21 protein-coding genes and 1 pseudogene are annotated in these 20,015 nt (G+C 45.0%); 15 read left to right on the top strand and 7 right to left on the bottom strand.

Going from position 1 to position 20,015, the window contains the following annotated elements:
* Window positions 1–51: 51 nt before the first annotated feature.
* The 5 genes from VY86_RS19410 to VY86_RS19390 all read left to right on the top strand — a co-directional run bounded on the left by VY86_RS19410 (window position 52) and on the right by VY86_RS19390 (window position 4,101).
* Window positions 52–612: a recombinase family protein gene (locus VY86_RS19410; RefSeq protein ID WP_021325843.1), complete on the top strand. Its 561-nt coding sequence runs from the start codon at window positions 52–54 to the stop codon at window positions 610–612.
* Window positions 596–2,257 (top strand): IS481 family transposase, encoded by a 1,662-nt coding sequence (locus VY86_RS19405; protein ID WP_046976184.1) that lies wholly within the window; start codon window positions 596–598, stop codon window positions 2,255–2,257. The genes VY86_RS19410 and VY86_RS19405 overlap by 17 nt, the downstream gene beginning before the upstream one ends.
* Window positions 2,247–3,215 (top strand): ExeA family protein, encoded by a 969-nt coding sequence (locus VY86_RS19400; RefSeq protein WP_046976183.1) that lies wholly within the window; start codon window positions 2,247–2,249, stop codon window positions 3,213–3,215. The genes VY86_RS19405 and VY86_RS19400 overlap by 11 nt, the downstream gene beginning before the upstream one ends.
* A 125-nt stretch (window positions 3,216–3,340) precedes the next feature.
* On the top strand, window positions 3,341–3,613 hold the full coding sequence (locus VY86_RS19395; RefSeq protein WP_021324395.1) for a type II toxin-antitoxin system TacA family antitoxin: 273 nt from the start codon (window positions 3,341–3,343) through the stop codon (window positions 3,611–3,613).
* Window positions 3,604–4,101 (top strand): GNAT family N-acetyltransferase, encoded by a 498-nt coding sequence (locus VY86_RS19390; RefSeq protein ID WP_046976182.1) that lies wholly within the window; start codon window positions 3,604–3,606, stop codon window positions 4,099–4,101. The genes VY86_RS19395 and VY86_RS19390 overlap by 10 nt, the downstream gene beginning before the upstream one ends.
* 313 nt (window positions 4,102–4,414) lie before the next feature.
* Here the strand turns inward: VY86_RS19390 and VY86_RS19385 are convergent, their stop codons facing one another.
* Window positions 4,415–5,392 carry a bile acid:sodium symporter family protein gene (locus tag VY86_RS19385; RefSeq protein WP_046976181.1) on the bottom strand — a complete coding sequence of 326 codons (978 nt, stop codon included), beginning with the start codon at window positions 5,390–5,392 and terminating at the stop codon, window positions 4,415–4,417.
* Between the two features lie 220 nt (window positions 5,393–5,612).
* On the opposite strand from VY86_RS19385, the gene VY86_RS19380 reads away from it, so the two are divergent.
* Window positions 5,613–6,743, top strand: a complete 1,131-nt coding sequence (locus VY86_RS19380) for an ISAs1-like element ISPlu17 family transposase (RefSeq protein WP_046973755.1) — start codon at window positions 5,613–5,615, stop codon at window positions 6,741–6,743.
* Here VY86_RS19380 and VY86_RS19375 read toward each other — a convergent pair.
* Together VY86_RS19375 and VY86_RS19370 are read right to left on the bottom strand one after the other, a co-directional pair.
* Window positions 6,744–7,392 (bottom strand): annotated as a pseudogene (locus VY86_RS19375) (Qnr family pentapeptide repeat protein).
* A 2-nt stretch (window positions 7,393–7,394) separates the two neighbouring features.
* Window positions 7,395–8,432, bottom strand: coding sequence for an oxidoreductase (locus VY86_RS19370; RefSeq protein WP_046976180.1), 1,038 nt, complete (start codon window positions 8,430–8,432; stop codon window positions 7,395–7,397).
* 161 nt (window positions 8,433–8,593) lie between these two features.
* Here VY86_RS19370 and VY86_RS19365 point away from each other — a divergent pair, with 161 nt between their 5' ends.
* The 8 genes from VY86_RS19365 to nth all read left to right on the top strand — a co-directional run bounded on the left by VY86_RS19365 (window position 8,594) and on the right by nth (window position 15,644).
* Window positions 8,594–9,034, top strand: a complete 441-nt coding sequence (locus tag VY86_RS19365; protein WP_046976179.1) for a DUF2569 domain-containing protein — start codon at window positions 8,594–8,596, stop codon at window positions 9,032–9,034.
* 106 nt (window positions 9,035–9,140) lie between these two features.
* A complete protein-coding gene (rsxA, locus tag VY86_RS19360) occupies window positions 9,141–9,722 on the top strand; it encodes an electron transport complex subunit RsxA (protein WP_046976178.1) in 582 nt (193 codons plus the stop codon).
* Window positions 9,722–10,354, top strand: a complete 633-nt coding sequence (rsxB, locus tag VY86_RS19355; protein WP_046976177.1) for an electron transport complex subunit RsxB — start codon at window positions 9,722–9,724, stop codon at window positions 10,352–10,354. Before rsxA ends, rsxB begins: the two co-directional genes overlap by 1 nt.
* The gene (gene rsxC / locus VY86_RS19350) at window positions 10,347–12,581 is read left to right on the top strand and encodes an electron transport complex subunit RsxC (RefSeq protein ID WP_046976176.1); all 2,235 of its coding nucleotides are present in this window, start codon (window positions 10,347–10,349) and stop codon (window positions 12,579–12,581) included. Before rsxB ends, rsxC begins: the two co-directional genes overlap by 8 nt.
* 12 nt (window positions 12,582–12,593) lie before the next feature.
* Complete coding sequence (gene rsxD / locus VY86_RS19345) at window positions 12,594–13,673, top strand: electron transport complex subunit RsxD (RefSeq protein ID WP_046976175.1); 1,080 nt, start codon at window positions 12,594–12,596, stop codon at window positions 13,671–13,673.
* 9 nt (window positions 13,674–13,682) lie between these two features.
* Window positions 13,683–14,312 carry an electron transport complex subunit RsxG gene (rsxG, locus tag VY86_RS19340; RefSeq protein ID WP_046976174.1) on the top strand — a complete coding sequence of 210 codons (630 nt, stop codon included), beginning with the start codon at window positions 13,683–13,685 and terminating at the stop codon, window positions 14,310–14,312.
* Window positions 14,309–15,007 carry an electron transport complex subunit E gene (locus VY86_RS19335; protein ID WP_046976173.1) on the top strand — a complete coding sequence of 233 codons (699 nt, stop codon included), beginning with the start codon at window positions 14,309–14,311 and terminating at the stop codon, window positions 15,005–15,007. Before rsxG ends, VY86_RS19335 begins: the two co-directional genes overlap by 4 nt.
* 1 nt (window position 15,008) lies before the next feature.
* Window positions 15,009–15,644, top strand: a complete 636-nt coding sequence (gene nth, locus VY86_RS19330) for an endonuclease III (RefSeq protein WP_046976172.1) — start codon at window positions 15,009–15,011, stop codon at window positions 15,642–15,644.
* Between the two features lie 139 nt (window positions 15,645–15,783).
* Here the strand turns inward: nth and VY86_RS25425 are convergent, their stop codons facing one another.
* Entirely contained in the window at window positions 15,784–16,086 is a 303-nt protein-coding gene (locus tag VY86_RS25425) for a hypothetical protein (RefSeq protein ID WP_202967589.1), read from the bottom strand.
* 186 nt (window positions 16,087–16,272) lie between these two features.
* Window positions 16,273–16,470, bottom strand: a complete 198-nt coding sequence (locus VY86_RS19320) for a hypothetical protein (protein ID WP_046976171.1) — start codon at window positions 16,468–16,470, stop codon at window positions 16,273–16,275.
* A gap of 304 nt (window positions 16,471–16,774) precedes the next feature.
* On the opposite strand from VY86_RS19320, the gene VY86_RS19315 reads away from it, so the two are divergent.
* Entirely contained in the window at window positions 16,775–18,718 is a 1,944-nt protein-coding gene (locus VY86_RS19315) for an exoribonuclease II (RefSeq protein WP_046976978.1), read from the top strand.
* A 36-nt stretch (window positions 18,719–18,754) separates the two neighbouring features.
* On the opposite strand, the gene VY86_RS23710 is transcribed toward VY86_RS19315, so the two are convergent.
* Both VY86_RS23710 and VY86_RS19310 read right to left on the bottom strand, forming a co-directional pair.
* The gene (locus VY86_RS23710) at window positions 18,755–18,901 is read right to left on the bottom strand and encodes an alkyl sulfatase dimerization domain-containing protein (RefSeq protein WP_082111266.1); all 147 of its coding nucleotides are present in this window, start codon (window positions 18,899–18,901) and stop codon (window positions 18,755–18,757) included.
* Window positions 18,902–19,025: 124 nt separating this feature from the next.
* Entirely contained in the window at window positions 19,026–19,646 is a 621-nt protein-coding gene (locus VY86_RS19310; protein ID WP_046976170.1) for a hypothetical protein, read from the bottom strand.
* Between the last annotated feature and the right edge of the window lie 369 nt (window positions 19,647–20,015).

Here is a 20,015-nt window from a genome sequence, read left to right as displayed (position 1 = left end):
CCACATGCTACGTTTCATTCATCTAAAGGTAAACGAGACACTTTCCCCATTATGGCTCTTTATGGCTATGCCCGTGTATCAACTAATGATCAGGATCTCGCCCTACAGTCACAAATGCTTCGTGTTGCCGGTTGTGAAATCATCCGGGCCGAAAAAGCCAGCGGAACCAAACGGTATGGGCGGAGTGAACTGCAATTGTTGCTGGATTTTTTGCGTCCGGGCGATACGCTGATTGTCACGCGTATAGATCGTCTGGCTCGTAGCATCAAAGATTTGCAGGATATTGTTTATTCTTTAAATCAGCGGGGGATTACCCTTAAGGCTACAGAGCAGCCTGTCGATACACGCACGGCAGCCGGAAAAGCCTTCCTCGATATGTTGGGGGTCTTCGCGGAATTTGAAACTAATCTGCGTCGTGAACGTCAGCTGGAAGGTATTGCGGCGGCAAAAGCGCGAGGTGTGTACCGGGGACGAAAATCATCCATTGATCCTGCCGAAGTGTACCGTCTGTATGTAGTTGAAAAAATGGGGGCTACGGCGATTGCTCGTCAACTCGGTATCGGACGGGCCTCAGTTTATCGTGTGTTAGATAACTATGGGCAGCCAGCGTAAATCTATTCCTGTTGACTCTCTGTTGCAATTACGGCAACGGTTAGACCGCCTGCCGTCCAAAAGCCCGGAACGGGCAACACAGATTACTGCAATGGCGCAGTTGTACGGCGTTTCTCCTACCACCGTTTACCGGAATCTCCATGTTGTTCTTAAGCCTCGTACCGTTCATCGGTGTGATCATGGCATTCCCCGCATTCTGCCCCAATCTGAGCTGGAGCATTATTGCGAACTGATCGCAGCCTTAAAATTGCGTACTACCAATAAATCAGGGCGGCATTTATCAACCGTAAGAGCCATTCAATTACTTGAAGAGCATGGTGTGGAAACTGGACAAGGGTTGGTTAGGGTGCCGAAAGGATTACTGCGAAGACAAACCGTTAATCGTTGGCTTTCTCTGTATCGTCTCGACCAACCTCGGTTGTTAAGAGAACCCCCGGCGGTTAGGTTTCAGGCAGAATACAGCAATGATTGCTGGCAGTTTGATATGTCGCCGTCAGACCTCAAACACATCGAACAACCGGGCTGGATTGATGCGGCTAAAGGACAGCCGACCCTGATGTTATACAGTGTTGTTGATGATCGGAGTGGTGTGACTTATCAGGAATATCGTTGTGTCTATGGTGAAGATGCTGAGTCCGCACTTCGCTTTCTGTTCAATGCGATGGCACCAAAACCTAACCCGGAATTCCATTTTCAGGGACGTCCCAGGATGCTGTATCTTGATAATGGCCCCGTGGCGAAAAGCCATGTGTTTCAGAACGTGATGCAGGCACTTCATATTGACTGGCAAACTCATATGCCAGCAGGTAAAGATGGTACGCGCACCACGGCACGTTCCAAAGGTAAGGTTGAACGCCCTTTCCGTACCATTAAGGAAGCCCATGAAACCCTGTACCATTTTCATCAACCGGAAACTGAGCAGCAGGCCAACGAATGGTTATGGAATTATCTGATGCGCTATAACTCTCAGGGGCATCGCAGTGAAAAACATTCCCGACTGGAGGACTGGCGGGCAAATCTTCCCCCGGATGGCGTGCAGGACATGTGTACCTGGGATCAATACTGCCGTTTTGCCCGGGAGCCTGAATCGCGTAAGGTTGGCATCGATGCCCGCGTCACGATTGAAGGGACAGCCTGGGAAGTTGAACCTGATATGGCTGGCGAAACGGTTATTCTGTTGTGGGGACTGTTTGACGACGAAATATTTGTGGAGTTTGACGATGAAACATGGGGACCGTATTATCCCGTCTCCGGGCCTATTCCATTACACCGTTACCGGGCGTTCAAGCGTGGCAAGGCGGCTGACAGGTCTGATCGTATCCATGAGCTGGCCAGTCAGTTGAATTTGCCGATCAGTGCTCTGTCAGGCAGTGATATTCAGCTCCTGATGCCTGATATAAAAAAACAACCAAAACTGCCACATCAGCCATTTGACATCGCAGAATTTGAATACCATTTCCCCACCATTATCGCAGCGAAGCTGGCCATTGCTGATGATCTGGCCACACCACTGGCCAAATTGTCGAGTGAAGAGCGGGCATTTATTGACAGTATTCTGGCAGAAACGCTTATCCGCACTGAAGTGTTCACCCGTATAAGAGGCTATTTCCGTAACAGACAATCAGGAGAAGATCATGCGGGTTGAAGTGATGGAATATTATGGACTGGCGCAGCCCATTGATCAGGCAGTCTATTATGAAACGGCGCATCATAAACAACTTATCAAAGATATCAAAGGGGCTATCCGTGAAGGACGACTGGTTGCTGTCTGCGGCGTAGTCGGAAGTGGTAAAACTGTCACCTTGCGTCGCCTGCAACAGCAACTTAGGGATGAAAACAAAATTATCGTCGCCAAATCGTTGTCAGTCGAAAAACACAGTGTCAAACTTGCCACGCTGATTAGCGCACTATTTTACGATCTGACACAGGATAAGCTGGTACAAATCCCCAAACAAGGGGAACGCCGGGAACGTGAACTGCAAGAGTTAGTCAGGAAAGGCAAGCGAACCGTGGCCTTGTTCGTTGATGAGGCTCATGATCTTAACGGACATACTTTAACTGGACTCAAACGACTAATGGAAGTAGTAGAAGACGGTGGAGGCCGCTTATCGGTGGTTTTAGCCGGTCATCCCAAACTGCGTAATGACCTGCGTCGTCCAACGATGGAAGAGATTGGATACCGCACCGATATTTTTACGCTGGATGGGATCACGGGCAGTCAACGGGAATACATTCATTGGTTACTTAAAACCAGCATGGGGAAAGGAAAAACGGAAGATATTCTGACGACTGATGCTCTCGATTTGCTGGCGATGAAATTGCGTACCCCATTGCAAGTTCAGTTGCATCTCACGTTAGCCATGGAAGCTGGTTATCAGACTGGCGAAAAACCAATAACGTCAACACTGATAGAATCAGTGCTTTCCAGACAACTTGATGATTTAGAGCCGACGCTAACACGGCATGGTTATCGTTTGAAAGATATGGTGGAACAATTTGATGCCAAACCGGCTGAAATCAGGGCGTTGTTTAACAATCAACTCGATCCGGTTCGAACAACAGAGTTGCGCGACAGAATGTTGGCAGTTGGGCTGCCGATATGATGAATTTCATTTGCAGTTACTGTGAGCCGGTCGAAATGAAATGCGAGTAGCTACAGTTAAGTGTATAACTGTTAGTTATACATTTGCTATAATGACTGTCTACCCATTTGCTATACAGGTGATTTATGAGAACACAACCTAAAGAAACTCCAATTAACATCCGGGCGAAAGCCTTTCAGCGGGAGCTTATTGACCATGCGGCAAACCTGCATTCAAAGACCCGCACTGATTTCATTTTGGACGCTGCCTGCCGTGCAGCCGAAGAGGCCATACTCGATCAGCGTCACTTTTTCGTTAATGAGGAAAAATATCATGCGTTCATGCAGATGCTGGAGCAACCGCTTTCTGATAATGCAGGTTTTAAAAAACTCATGGGATATAAAGCACCGTGGGAATAAGCGCACCTGAAATATTAACGGCTGAACATAATATCAATAATTTTTATTGCCAGCATGAAACATTAAACGAATGGCTTTTGCGCCGGGCTTTAAAAAATAATAAGCTTGGCGCGAGCCGCACATTTGTTATTTGCAAAAAAGGCACAAAAGACGTTATTGGTTATTATTGTCTAAGCGCTGGCTCAATTAATCATATTGAATCTACACCATCACTTAAACGCAATATGCCAGATCCTATCCCTGTGGTGCTTCTCGGTCGTCTGGCTGTCGATGTGAAGTATCAGGGGAAGAAACTAGGCGCGCTGCTTCTCCAGGATGCCTGGAAGCGTGTCGCCAGCACGGCGGAACAAGTGGGCATTTCAGCTATAATCGTCCACGCAATTGATGAAAGCGCCCGATCGTTCTATACGCGTCTTGGCTTCACCCAGTCACCGTTAGAGCCATATACACTGATGCTTCCATTAGGCCCAGTGAAAGCGAAGCTATAAAATACGCCATTTTTCATTTGCAGTTAGCGTGAGCCGGATGAAATGGATTGCAAGCCGGAAAAGATAAATGCAAGCTCATTTGCAGTTAACGTGAGTCCGTAACGATTTTCATTTGCAATTAATTTGAGCCGAAAAACCGGATAAATGCGAGTCCGGTCATTTTCGATTGCGAGCCGTTACATTTATCGGTTAATGTATTATGAGATTAATTTAATAGAGAATTATACTCCCCGTCAGCGGATGCTTTATGTAATTTAAAAACTTTACAGAACAAAAGATGGCGGGAGTATGTGAAGGACAGTCCTTTACATATCTATTCCCGCCTTAACCTCCGAGCATAACGTTGCGCTAATACCGCGCACACCATCAATTGAATCTGATGAAAAATCATCAATGGCAACAACATTACACCAACCGTCGCCGCCGGGAACAAAACATTCGCCATCGGCACACCATTAGCCAAGCTCTTTTTCGAACCACAAAAGACAATAGTAATTTCGTCTTCTTTATTAAAACCTAACCAACGGGCAGCATAAGTATTAATAACCAACACAACCGCCAGCACAATACAGCAAACCACGCCAATCATCAGGAGTGAATAACCATCAATCTTGCGCCAAATGCCTTCTACCACAGCTTCACTAAAAGCCACATAAACCACCAGAAGAATTGATGACCGGTCTGTTATATTAACCAGTTTTTTATGCCTCTCCACCCAACGTGCAATCAATGGCCGTGACAAATGCCCGACAATAAAGGGAACCATCAATTGAAGCACAATGGATTTTATTGCTTCCAATGTATCAGAGCTGCCTTCACCTTGTGTATGGATCATCAACCCAACTAATATTGGCGATAAAAACACCCCCAAAATACTGGATGCCGAAGCACTGCAAATAGCAGCAGCAACATTACCACCCGCAACAGAAGTAAAAGCAATAGCAGATTGAACCGTGGCTGGTAATGCACAAAGGTAAAGAAATCCCCAATAAACTGTCGATGTCATGATCTCAGGGACCAACAGATTCAACCCCAATCCTATAATCGGGAATAAGACAAAAGTACTGAGAAAGACCACTAAATGAAGCCGCCAATGCCCCATGCCGGCAATAATGGCTTGTCGGGATAATTTAGCCCCATGCATAAAGAACAGCAAAGCAATAGCAGCCGTCGTTAACCGTTGAAACCAGACTTTAATTTCCCCCTCACAAGGCAAGAATGTCGCAATAACAACGACCGTTACTAATATCATCAAAAAAGGATCTATTTTTAACTTTTGCCACCAAGTCATTAGTTATTTTCCTTGCTTTGAAATATTTAGCCTGGTTTACCAGGCTAAATATTAAGAATTAAATAGCTGAACATAGACAGATTCTTAAGAAATTCTGTGGGAATTTATTCCATCACCACAATACCAAGCAGGGCAAGATCGTGAATATTTTGTTAAAAAAATCAGATTTGACCGACGGTAATAGTTATGATCTCATACTCTCTTTTTGAGAGCAAAAACCATGTGCTTTGATATTTTTACTGAACATTTCTCAGACATTCAAGATCCCCGTCAAAGCGCTAAAGTCGCCTACCCTTTATTCGATATTTTATTTGCCTCATTGTGCGCTGTTCTGGGCGGCGCAGATGGTTGGAGTGAGATCCAAGAGTATATTGAAGGCCACCATGAATGGTTTCTTGAACATAATATGTTCAAGGCGGGGATCCCTGTTGATGATACGATTGCCCGGCTTCTCTCACGGATTAATCCGGAACAATTTAATCTGTGTTTTATCAACTGGATGCGTTCGGTTCATCAGGTTACTCAGGGAGAATTAGTGGCGATTGATGGTAAAGTCTTACGGGGTGCCTATGCCCCGGGAGAACGCGGTTCGGCTCTCCACCTTGTGAGTGCTTATGCGACAGCCAATAAAATGGTCATCGGCCAGGTTAAAACCCAGAAAAAATCTAATGAAATTACCGCAATCCCGGAACTCATTAAGTTGTTGGAACTGAAAGGCGCGCTGATTTCCATTGATGCGATGGGATGCCAAACGCAGATCGCTCAGGAGATTATTGATGCCGGCGCGGATTATTTATTAAGTGTGAAAGACAACCAAAAACGTCTCCATCGTGCCATTCAAAAAGCCCTGGAAGCCCAGCGCGTTTTGCCCTTAACAACCGAAAAAGCGTTGATAGAACAGGGTCATGGTCGTCTGGAAATCAGAGAAAGCCATGTGCTGAATGCCGATACATTCAAAACCGATTTTCCGGAATGGACGGGATTAAAAACACTGGGTGTCACAATCGGATACAGGCAAGAAAACGGCAAATTGCCCAGTCTGGAGTACCGTTACTACATCAGTTCAGCCAGACTGACAGAAGAACAATTTTCTCAGGCAGTACGCAGCCATTGGCAAATAGAGAATAATCTTCACTGGGTGCTTGATGTGACGTTTAAGGAAGATGATTGTCAAATTTACCGTGAAAATGCGGCGGAAAACATCGCGATATTACGACGTATTTCGTTAAACATGCTGAAAAAAGAAACGAGTCAATTAAGCATTAAAGCGAAGCGTAGACGAATATGGATGAAAACCCAATTTTTGGAGCGAGTATTACAGGCGGGTTTTGCTAATGTGAGTGATATTTAATCATTCATGCGGTTGCCCTGCAATACCAAGCCGTTCCATCAACTCCGACGCTTGATAGGTATCGATTCTCACCCCCCCCCAGATCGATGCTACGGATGTCGAGTTCACCCAGCATTGAGTTAGTTAGATTACAATGGGTGAAATTTGCTGCACGCCAATCAAACGCGACAAACTCACCACCAGAAAGATCGGAGCCACTGAAATTTGCACCAAGAATATTCGCACCGTTCCAACGGTTTTCCCATAACTCACACTTCTCAAGAATGACCTTAGAAAAGTTGGCATAGCTCAAGTTACTTTTGGTTATGTACGCACTACAAAACCAGACACGAGAACTGATCATATTCATAAAACTGGTTCCACGAAAGTCTGAACCTTGAACCCTGCATTCCCTGATCTCTATACCAAATGCGTTAGCATTCCCGAAATTAGCCATTGACAGATCGCAGCTTTTAAAGCTGGCATCCTTTAGCACAGCATGGCTGAAGTTACACCCCATCTGACATTCCTGGTCATAAAACTGACAACCGATAAACTGCGTTTCGCTCAGATCGGCTCCTGAAAAATCACAATTAAGGAATTTACCGTTTTCAATTACCTCTCCGGTAAACTGGTTACGTCCAATCTTCTCATCACACAGTATTAACATTTTCATATAATGACTGTTCGTTGTTGTTTTGCAGATTCGGTACCGGCTTCAATTAATTTCATGATTTGAATGGCTTCACTTGCCGTTACCGGATTGGGTTTGCCTATCGTAATTGCATCACGGATCGCAGCATAATAAGCAGAATAATTACCGGGCAATGTCGGGATATATTCAGTCACTAATTCATCTTCACGTGACAACGTCACAATTCCATCACGAATATCATATCCCCAATCGGCATGTGGCGGCCTTTCACCGACTTTCAATCGTTCTTCCTGAGGATCAAGGCCATATTTCACATAGCTGCCTTCCATACCATGCAACGTATAAACCGCAGACTCAGCCGCCGCCAGCGTTGTTGCGTGAAGAACCACTTTGATATCCGGGTAATTCAGCAATACATGAAAATAATCCACCGCTTCGGCGTTTGGACGGATCATCCCCAAATCAGCGGTAATGGATTGCGGTTTACCAAACAGTTGAACCGCCTGATCAAGTAAGTGGGGACCTAAATCATACCAAATGCCGCTTCCCTCTCCTGCCGCCTCACGCCATCTTTGACGTACAACCGGACGATAACGGTCAAAATGGGATTCGAAATACCTCAATTTGCCCAACCGATTTTCTTTAATCAGAGATTTTATCGTCAGAAAACCGGAATCCCAACGGCGGTTATGAAATACCGAAAGTAATAATCCCGTCTGTTCTGCTTGTCGCTTTAAAGATTCAGCCTGTTCAACCGTGATGGTAAAGGGTTTATCCACCACAACATGTTTACCGGCTGCCAGCGCTTGCTGTGCCAGAGGGTAATGAGTGTCATTAGGCGTAGGAATAACGATCAAATCCATTTCAGGATCATTGAAAAGATCCTCAGGGTGGGATACGACCGCAATATTTGGCCAGTCTGCTTTCACTTTTTCAGCGTTACTACTGGAAATGGCAACCAATCTAACACCGGCAGTCCCGGCAATTAATGGTGCATGGAAGGTTTTGCTGGCATAACCATAACCCACCAACCCAACCTTTAACAGATCACTCATAACAGGCCCCCAAACTTACTATTAATATGCTGCAATTCAACATCAGTAAAAAATATCATCAGTGATTACCGTTGCGCAAATTATCTCTGAACCAATCTATTCACTAACCAGGCACAATCGCCTACTATTTCTTTTTCACATAGCTTGAATGAGAATAGCTTATGTATAAAACTAATGATTACCACAGAATTAATGGCTGGATTCTGGCCCCGACGGCTTATCTGATCATGACCTTTCTCAGTGCCAGTGTAATGCTCGCTTTATATATTATGACTTTTTTCAGTCAGAACCTTTCGTTGAGTAGCGGGAGTAATCACTTTACTTTAATGTGGTTTCTTTCTGTTGCCATTACGGCGGTAATGTGGTGTTTCACCCTATGGGTATTGAAATTGCTTTTCCGCCGATCAAAAAGATTCCCACAAGCCTTTATTATCTGGCTGATTGTGACCATATTAATCGCATTGAAAACGTTCACCTTCTCCCCCGTTCCTGATCAAATTGCGCTACGGGCATTAGCATGGCCACTATTAGCCGCCGCTATTTTTGTCCCCTACATTAAGCGTTCTTACCGGGTCAAAATGACTTTCACACAAGATCGATAACCGCAATTTTCTTCGATTGTTATCATAACAATAGATTGCCCCACAGTAAGGTGCGGGCATTTTTATAATTTTATAAAAAATAAACGACTATATTTCAGGCACAGCAATGACTGACTACTTTCTTTTATTTGTCGGAACCGTATTGGTTAACAATTTCGTTCTGGTGAAATTTCTCGGCTTATGTCCTTTCATGGGTGTATCTAAAAAGCTGGAAACCGCCATCGGAATGGGATTTGCGACCACATTCGTTATGACATTGGCCTCAGTATGTTCATGGCTGGTGAATACCTTTATTTTACTGCCACTGGACTTAATCTATCTGCGTACCCTGAGTTTCATTCTTGTCATTGCCGTTGTGGTGCAATTCACAGAACTCGTGGTACGTAAAACCAGCCCGATGCTATACCGGTTACTGGGTATTTTCCTGCCGTTGATTACAACTAACTGTGCTGTGCTGGGTGTGGCGCTGCTGAATATCAATCAATCACACGATTTTCTACAATCCTCTATCTATGGATTTGGGGCTGCCGCGGGTTTTTCTCTGGTGATGGTACTGTTTGCCGCTATTCGTGAACGCCTGTCTGTTGCCGATGTACCCGCACCTTTCAAAGGTTCATCTATCGGCCTGATTACCGCAGGATTAATGTCCCTGGCTTTTATGGGTTTTAGTGGTTTGGTGAAGTTCTGATGATATCGTTATGGATTGCTATTGGTGCGCTAGGTGCACTAGGGTTAATTTTTGGGTTAATCCTGGGTTTTGCTGCCCGTCGTTTTCAAGTGGAAGAAGATCCTATCGTTGAAAACATTGATGATATTTTGCCTCAAAGCCAGTGTGGGCAATGTGGTTATCCTGGCTGCCGCCCTTATGCCGAAGCAGTGGCGAATAACGGTGAGATGATTAACAAATGCGCGCCTGGCGGCGAACAAGTCATGCTGAAAATCTCAGAGCTGCTTAGTGTCGATCCTCAACCACTGGATGGTGATGACAGCATAAAAAACCCTGTCCGCAAAGTCGCATTTGTTGATGAAGAGAATTGTATTGGCTGCACTAAATGTATTCAGGCATGTCCTGTAGACGCTATCGTCGGTGCAACCCGCGCCATGCATACCGTTGTTGAAGATTTATGTACCGGATGCGACCTGTGCGTTGCTCCTTGCCCGACAGACTGTATTACGATGATCCCTGTGGCAACAACTACTGCGAACTGGAAGTGGGATTTAAAAACCATTCCGGTAAAAAATATCACTGTTCAGCCATCCCAGGCAGCTTCCGTTAACAGTATCCCGGTTAAAAATATTGAGGTTGAACACCATGCTTAATTTGTTCAATTTACTCAACAGAAACAAAATCTGGGATTTTGAAGGTGGTATTCACCCACCTGAAATGAAGTTGCAATCCAGCCAGACACCATTGCGCATTGCGCCACTGCCGGACGAGTTAATCATCCCGCTGCAACAACATTTGGGTACCGAAGGCGAATTGCTGGTTAAAACCGGTGATAAAGTGCTTAAGGGCCAGCCTCTGACGTTTGGCACTGGCCGTACCGTACCGGTTCACGCATCAACGTCTGGCACTATCATTGCCATTGAACCGTGCATAACAGCACACCCATCCGGGTTGAAAGAGTTGAGTGTCCGTTTGCTCCCTGATGGTGCAGATCAATGGTGTAAACGCGTTCAGGCACCTGATTATCAATCACTTGATTCAGACACGATCCTTAACCGCATCCATCAGGCAGGTATCGCTGGTTTAGGTGGCGCTGGCTTTCCTACCGCCGCCAAACTGCAAAGTGGCCGGCATGGTATCAAGACGTTAATCATCAATGCCGTAGAATGCGAACCTTATATTACCGCTGATGACCGCTTAATGCAGGAACATGCGGACGAACTTATTGAAGGCATTCGTATTCTGGAACATCTGCTCAAACCGGGGCAGATCCTGATTGGTATCGAAGATAATAAACCAGAAGCAATAAAAGCACTTAAAACCGCTCTAAACGGCGATAAATCTATTATCGTCCGGGTTATTCCGACCAAATACCCTTCCGGTGGCGCGAAACAGCTGACCAAGATTTTGACCGGTAAAGAAGTGCCTTCCGGTGGCCGTTCCTCTGCTATTGGTGTTTTGATGCAAAACGTCGGGACTGTGGTTGCGATCAAACGAGCCATTATTGACGGTGAACCTCTGATTGAACGTGTCGTCACCCTTACCGGCGAAGCAATAGCTTCACCGGGTAACTTCTGGGCGCGACTCGGTACTCCGGTACAATTTCTTCTCCAATTAGCCGGTTTTCAACCACAATCAGAACAGATGGTGATTATGGGGGGCCCTCTGATGGGATTCACTCTGCCTGACTTGAATGTACCGATTGTTAAAATCAGTAACTGTATCCTGGCGCCATCACATCAGGAAATGGATTCGAATACAGCGGAAGAGGCTTGTATCCGTTGTGGGTTATGTGTGGAAGCCTGCCCTGCCAATTTATTGCCACAACAACTCTATTGGTTCAGCCGTGGACAAGAACATGAGAAAGCCAGAGATCACAACCTGTTCGACTGTATTGAATGTGGTGCCTGTGCTTATGTCTGCCCAAGTAATATTCCTCTGGTGCAATATTACCGCCAGGAGAAAGCTGAAATTCGGGCTTTGGATCAGGAGAACCTCCGTTCAGCCGAAGCCAAAATTCGTTTCGAAGCTAAACAAGCTCGTATGGAACGGGAGAAACTGGCCCGTGAAGAACGACATAAAAAAGCCGCTGTCCAGATCGATAATACAGATAAAAGTGCTGTGCAAGCCGCGCTCTCCCGTGTGAAGGAAAAACAGGCTGACGCTAGCAAAGTTGTTTCTATAGAACCGGGACAAGCGCCAGACAATTCAGCAGTCATCGCTGCCCGTCAGGCAAGAAAAGAACAGCTTCGTGCTCGTCAGGCAGAAAAACAGGCTACTGAAAATATCAATACTGTTACACCTGATACACCTGAACCAGCAGGTTCAGAAGATCCTCGTAAAGCCGCATTAGCAGCCGCGATTGCCAGAGCTAAAGCGAAGAAAATCGCCCAAAGTCAGGAAGTGACACCGTCACTGGAAACAATAGAACCAGAATCTACCGCTGATGAAAAGCAAGATCCGCGTAAAGATGCAGTCGCGGCTGCCATTGCCCGTGTTAAAGCCAAGAAAGCTCAGACACAGCAAATAACCGACATTCAGGCAGAAGCATCACCAGCAGAAGAAACTGATCCGCGCAAAGCTGCCGTTGCTGCCGCTATCGCTCGTGCCAAAGCCAAGAAGGCTCAAACACAGCAAGCAACCGACATTCAGGCAGAAGCACCACCAGCAGAAGAAACTGATCCACGTAAAGCTGCCGTTGCTGCCGCTATCGCTCGTGCCAAAGCCAAAAAAGCTCAAACACAGCAAGTAACCGACATTCAGGCAGAAGCACCACCAGTAGAAGAAGCAGATCCACGTAAAGCTGCCGTTGCTGCCGCTATCGCCAGAGTTAAGGCAAAGAAAGCCTCTCAGGAACAACAGAAAATTTCAACAGAATAGTGATTGTTATCAATGAAATTCAGGCCCATTCAAACTGACAATAAAAAGCTAAAAGTCGCAAGTTCGCCTTTTACACACAATCAGCAAAGCACCAGCCGCATTATGCTGTGGGTTGTGCTGGCAGCGATACCTGGTATTGCGGTACAAATTTACTTTTTTAGCTACGGTACATTGTTCCAGATCCTGCTTGCAGTTATCACTGCCCTGTTGGCGGAATCATTTGCTCTGTCTCTGCGTCAACAATCGATTATGACGCGTTTGCAGGATAATTCCGCGTTGCTGACAGGCTTACTTTTAGGTATCAGTCTGCCACCACTGGCTCCCTGGTGGCTGATTGTATTGGGAACAGCTTTTGCAGTGATCATTGCCAAACACCTATATGGTGGTCTTGGTCAAAACCCGTTCAACCCGGCAATGGTTGGTTATGTCGTGCTGCTGATATCATTCCCGGTGCAAATGACCAGTTGGTTGCCGCCTATGGATTTGATGGCAGCACAAATCACACCGTTGGATAGCCTGACAATGATCTTCACCGGACATACTCCCGATGGAGCAACATTGCAACAGTTGCAACAAGGTTTCGACGGGATAAGCCAGGCTACACCACTGGATAGCTTTAAAACCGGTTTGCTGACTCACAATATTGATGATGTTCTGCGTCAGCCAATATTACAGGGATCTCTGGCAGGTATCGGCTGGCAATGGGTCAACATTGCCTATCTTGTTGGCGGGCTTATTATGCTCAACAGAAAGGTTATAAGCTGGCAAATTCCTGTGGCATTTATCGTCATGTTAGGTCTATGTTCACTCGCAAGCTGGCTGATTGATCCCAGCCGTTATTCCCCACCATTATTACAACTGTTTTCTGGCGCAACCATGCTGGGCGCATTTTTTATTGCAACCGATCCGGTCAGTGCATCCACAACCCCCAAGGGCCGTTTAGTTTTTGGCGCAATGATTGGCTTGCTAGTCTGGGTCATCCGTGTTTATGGTGGTTATCCTGATGCGATAGCATTTGCCGTCTTATTGGCGAATATCACCGTGCCACTGATTGACCATTACACTCAACCCCGCCCTTACGGGCACAAATAAGGAGCCGTTATGTTAGAAACAATGCGACGTCACGGCATCACACTGGCTATTTTCGCTGCAATCACCACCGGGCTGACAGCTGTTGTGAATTCACTGACTAAAAGCACCATCGCAGAACAGGCCGCGTTACAGCACAAATCACTGCTTGATCAAGTTGTGCCACCTGCTTTGTATGACAACGATATGCAAAACGAATGTTATCTGGTCAGTGCTGATGCTTTGGGAAACAAACTACCTCATCGTCTCTATCTGGCCCGCAAAAATGGTCAGCTGGTGGCGGCAGCGTTGGAAAGTACAGCACCAGATGGCTATTCAGGAGCTATTCAGTTACTGGTCGGAGCAGATTTCTCAGGAAAAGTATTAGGCGTGCGGGTGACAGAACATCATGAAACTCCTGGCCTGGGCGATAAAATTGAAACCCGGATTTCAAACTGGATCAAGGTATTCTCAGGGAAAACCGTAAAATCAGATAATAATCGGCACTGGGCAGTGAAAAAAGATGGTGGTGAGTTTGATCAATTTACCGGCGCCACTATTACCCCACGTGCTGTGGTAAACTCGGTCCAATGGACCACTCTCTATTTACAAACCGTACCTGAACATCTCTCTTCTCTGGAACCCTGTGGAGAAAAATCATGAGTGAAACCAAAAACTTGTTTACCCAAGGACTGTGGAAAAATAACTCCGCTTTAGTACAGCTGCTGGGATTATGTCCACTGCTGGCGGTGTCTTCCACTGCAACCAATGCGCTTGGTTTAGGGCTGGCAACCACACTGGTTCTGGTCTGTACCAACATTGCTGTGTCCAGCCTACGTCGTTGGGTTCCCAATGAAATCCGCATCCCGATTTATGTCATGATAATCGCTTCGGTTGTCAGTACCGTACAAATGCTGATTAACGCCTACGCTTTTGGCCTGTATGAATCGCTGGGGATTTTCATTCCGCTGATTGTCACTAACTGTATTGTTATTGGTCGCGCTGAAGCCTATGCTGCCAAAAATCCGGTCATGCCTTCTGCCATTGATGGTTTAGCCATGGGATTAGGCGCCACTTTTGCGCTGTTTGTTCTCGGTGCAATGAGAGAAATTCTCGGCAATGGATCCCTGTTTGATGGCGCTGATCTGCTGCTGGGCAATTGGGCTAAAGTGTTACGGATAGAAATCGTTCATATGGATTCCCCTTTCCTGCTGGCTATCTTGCCACCGGGCGCTTTTATTGGCTTGGGGTTAATGCTGGCAGCGAAATACCTGATTGATGAAAAAATGAAAACCAGAGCAATAAAAGAAAAAAACAATGCAGTAGCAATGTCACCAGGACCAGAGAGCTCCATTTAATATGAACAAACAAAAGCGGATCGAAATTTTAACGCGTTTACGCGATAACAACCCAAAACCTACAACTGAATTAGTTTTCACCACCCCCTTTGAATTGCTCATTTCAGTACTGCTTTCAGCTCAAGCGACAGATGTGAGTGTTAATAAAGCGACAGCGAAACTCTATCCGGTTGCCAATACACCTCAGGCCATTCTTAACCTTGGCGTAGATGGGCTGAAAGAGTATATAAAAACCATCGGTCTATATAACACCAAAGCGGAAAACACCATTAAAACCTGCCGGATTTTGCTGGAAAAACATGGTGGTGAAGTTCCTGAGGATCGTGCTGCGTTGGAAGCACTGCCGGGCGTTGGCCGCAAGACAGCCAATGTGGTATTAAACACCGCATTTGGCTGGCCAACCATTGCTGTAGATACACATATTTTTCGGGTGTGTAACCGTACTCATTTTGCTCCCGGTAAAAATGTTAATGAAGTCGAAAATAAATTACTGCAAGTCGTTCCGGCTGAATTTAAAGTCGATTGCCATCACTGGCTTATTCTACACGGACGTTATACCTGTATAGCCCGTAAACCTCGTTGTGGTTCTTGCATTATTGAAGATTTATGCGAGTACGATTGCAAACAAGATCTATAAAAGGCTAAGGGCCGTTGCGGTGAGACGAATGATCGGGAAAAAGATGTTGCACTCACCCTCCCCTTACACCCAATTACAACCAGAAATTCTGCACGCTATCAAGAATATTCAATTTCCAGTTAGCTTATTTTTCATGCTGTCAGTCTTCGGCAGATATAATCTTCACATCAAATATTTGCTCAACAACCATCTTTGGTGACGTCGATAAAGACCAAACAGAGAAGTACAATACACCTGTCAAAAGAACAAATAACAATGAACCAGCAGCACCTTTGATAATATCTAATATATGGTTAGGTTTAATATTATTCAGTTCAGAATGAACTTTTGCTGAAAAGAATGCTTCCCTTTCCTCAAGATCTTCCTCAAGAACATCAGCCAGAAACCTCTCTGTCAACACAGTAGCCTCACTACGGTAAAACTCAAGTTGTGCAGGAGACATCGATAATTCATTGAAAGGCTGAAGATCGCTATCTATTGGGTCTCTTTAATGTTTTTGTTTAAAATCCTTAATAAACTGGATTTTTTGACGTTTGTAGACAGAATAGGAAATTATCCCATGAATATCATCATCCGAGTCTACCCGCTGTTCATAGATATAATTATATTCTTTAGCCACAACACCACACTAACCTTTAGGATGCCTAACAGACTGAGAAGCCGAGCGCCATGCTGCTTTCAGCTCTTCACCAGATTTCTTCAAAGCATGATTACTAAACCCATAAACAGTACTGGCACGATTTGAAGGTTCCACCTGGCGCCTTAAAATACCTCTCGCAGCACGCTTTACTGCCGTTGTAGTAAAGTTTGAATTTACTTTGCTCATAAGCCACTCCAACGAAAAACCGTACCATATTATCACATAATGGCCGCACTTCTGAATGCCAGATTGTAAAAATGTAGACTGTCAGGTGATTTATTTGGCAAATGCGATTTTCAACTTTAACCATGTTATATTGCTTTATAAGTTTAAAGAAAAAGTTTACCTTGAGTAACTATTGTAATTTTCATTGCAAAATCCATACTGTTTTATGCTATTTTGAAGATGTTACTTGCTCGACACCGCTGATTCGCGTAAAAATGTTATTCCAAAACTATCTGATAATAACCCTCAACTTTCTCCGGATATTATGTTTCAAAACAATCCGCTGCTTGCACAGCTAAAACAGCAACTTCATTCCCAGACACTCCGCGTAGAGGGCCTCGTAAAAGGCACAGAAAAAGGTTTCGGATTTCTGGAAGTCGATGGGCAAAAAAGCTATTTCATTCCGCCTCCACAAATGAAAAAAGTGATGCATGGCGATCGGGTTACCGCCGCTATTCATACTGATAAAGAAAGAGAGATCGCTGAACCAGAAACATTGGTCGAACCATTTCTGAATCGCTTCGTTGGCCGTATCCAGAAAAAAGAAAATGACAACCGTCTATGGATCGTTCCTGATCACCCTCTGCTAAAAGACGCTATCCCTTGCCGCCCGGCTAATCAAGTCACTCATCCGTTTCAAAACGGTGACTGGGCCGTCGCTGAAATGCGCCATCATCCTCTGAAAGGAAGCCGTGGCTTTCATGCAGAAATTACCGGCTATATCACCGAAGGCGACAATCACTATGCACCCTGGTGGGTAACACTGACCCGTCATAATCTGGAACGTAATGCGCCAGAGATGACTGCCGATTGCCAATTGAATGATGGCGATCTTGAGCGGATAGACTTAACTTCTCTGGATTTTGTTACTATCGACAGTGCGACCACAGAAGATATGGACGACGCTTTGCATGTCGCCAAACAAGATGACGGCAGCCTGAAACTCAGCATAGCCATTGCTGATCCAACAGCTTATATCGCAACTGACAGCGAACTGGACAAAATTGCCCATCAACGCGCTTTCACTAACTACCTGCCAGGTTTCAACATCCCCATGCTGCCGCGCGATCTGTCAGAAAACTTATGTTCTCTGCGTCCGAATGAGCGCCGCCCTGCATTGGTTTGTCAGGTGTCTATTCTTGAAGATGGTCAGCTTGGTGACGATATCGCGTTTTTCTCTACCTGGGTTGAATCAAAAGCGAAGCTGGTTTACGACGAAGTTTCTGACTGGCTGGAAGGAAAAGGTACCTGGAAACCTGCTTCTGAATCCATTACAACTCAAATCAATCTCTTAAAAGAAATGAGTGAACGCCGTAACCAATGGCGCCACCAACATGCCCTTATTTTCAAAGATCGCCCTGATTACCGCTTTATTCTTGATGAAAATGGTTATGTGCTGGATATCGTCGTAGAACAACGTCGTGCATCAAACCGTATTGTCGAAGAAGCTATGATCACTTCTAACCTGTGCGCGGCAAAAATACTGCGCGATAAATTAGGCTTTGGCGTCTACAATGTCCATACCGGTTTTGAGCCACTCCAGATTGAACAAGTGGTTGAATTACTGAAAGAAAATGGTATCGAAGAAAATGCAGAAGAGTTGCTGACACTGGATGGCTTCTGCAAATTACGCCGTGAATTGGATAAACAGCCAACACAATTCCTTGATAGCCGTATTCGCCGTTTCCAGACTTTTGCAGAAATTAAACCTGAACCTGGTCCCCATTTTGGCCTCGGTTTTGATGCTTACGCCACCTGGACATCACCAATCCGTAAATACAGCGATATGGTTAACCATCGCTTACTGAAAGCGATTATCCAAAAAACGGATGCAGAAAAACCAGCAGAAGAAACCTGCCTGCAACTGGCTGAACGTCGCCGCCTGAACCGTATGGCTGAACGCGATGTGGGTGATTGGCTATATGCGCGTTTCCTGCAACCACATGCCGGAACCGAGCAACAATTTACCGCAGAGATCATTGATATTACCCGCGGTGGTTTACGTGTCCGGCTGGTAGATAATGGCGCGGTCGCCTTTATACCGGCACCATTCCTGCATGCTGTGCGTGATGAACTGCAATGTAGTCAAGAGACCGGCACAGTGATTATCAAAGGTGAAACCGCTTACCAATTGAATGACATTATCGACGTCCGTATCGAAGAGGTAAGAATGGAAACGCGTAATATCGTCGCGCGTCCCGCTGCCTGATTTCTCTCATAAAACCTTTCTAAATCAAACTACAGCTTAATCGCTGTAGTTTGTATTTAAAAAACCAGCCTGCGCCCGTTTTATCAACGCAGCTTCACCACCCATATATTCCACATATTTAATCGCAGCAGGTTTCGGCGGCAGATTATTCAAATCAGAAGGATTTCCACTGTACCAACCCATATAGAACTGATAAACCGCCCGCACATTATGGAAGGCATAAAAATGTGTGGGGCACTTGAATTATTTAGCGGTAAAATGGGCAACTCAACCGGACTATTACCCATTATCGGCCCATGAATACTTATTACGTTAAAGTGGCTTCTTTAGCTGCTGTCACATAAATGCCCCACACTTTTTTATGCTCTCCATTATGACTCAGTGATCCATGATAGCCACGGTTCGGAAAATAACGTGCAAGCTCTGATGGCAATCTGAGCATCTCAGAAATTTCCTCACCTGTGTAACCTTTATTCATCAAATTCACTGTTTGGTCATGAATATATTTGTATAAATCACGTTGTTTTTTAAAATAATCCACCACACGCTCTTTACCCCACATCGGCCATTGGTGGCTCTGGAATTTTACCTCAACTTGATCCCCATATAACGCAATAACTTGATCAATATATTTAAACCAGGCTAAAACATTACGTACCTGAACACCTCGCAACGACAAAATATTATGCATGGTATTCGTGGTATTTTCCGCCATCCACATAGCTTTCCATTGTGGAAACCAAGTATTCATCTCTGCGGGGGCTTCCGTGCCAGGCGTTACCTGGAACACCATATCCACACCATCAATCGTCACTTTTTCACCAGTGAGCTTGATAGTACGTGTTGGTGGGATCAACGTTACCGTTCCACCCGCAGATTCCGCACTCAAACCTGTCCCTACGTGCCCCTGTGGAGTCCGTGGCAACACAGAACCAAACCTTCGTTATTAAAACCTAATAACCTGACATATTAAACCTGGGAAAATAAGTATACGTAACCTTTTGTTAACAAATCTCTTTGCTGTAATTCGTCATCATTTATATATCAAAATTTATAACACACTATTTATTCATCCTTTTATAGAAAAATATAACCATGTGATTACAAAATAATTTATATTGTTATTATTTTATTGACTGATAATTTTAAACATTAATAATTGATATTTGAAATTGATTTGAGTTGACTATAATTCAACGTGATCATCAATGTGATCTCAAATTCACCGAGTAACATTTCTATATAAAGAGTAACCAAGAAAAACCAGGTTAGTGCGGTAGCTATTGTCTATAGCTAC

Source organism: Photorhabdus thracensis (genome assembly GCF_001010285.1).
GTDB lineage: Bacteria > Pseudomonadota > Gammaproteobacteria > Enterobacterales > Enterobacteriaceae > Photorhabdus > Photorhabdus temperata.
This window is presented reverse-complemented; position numbering and strand designations above follow the sequence as displayed.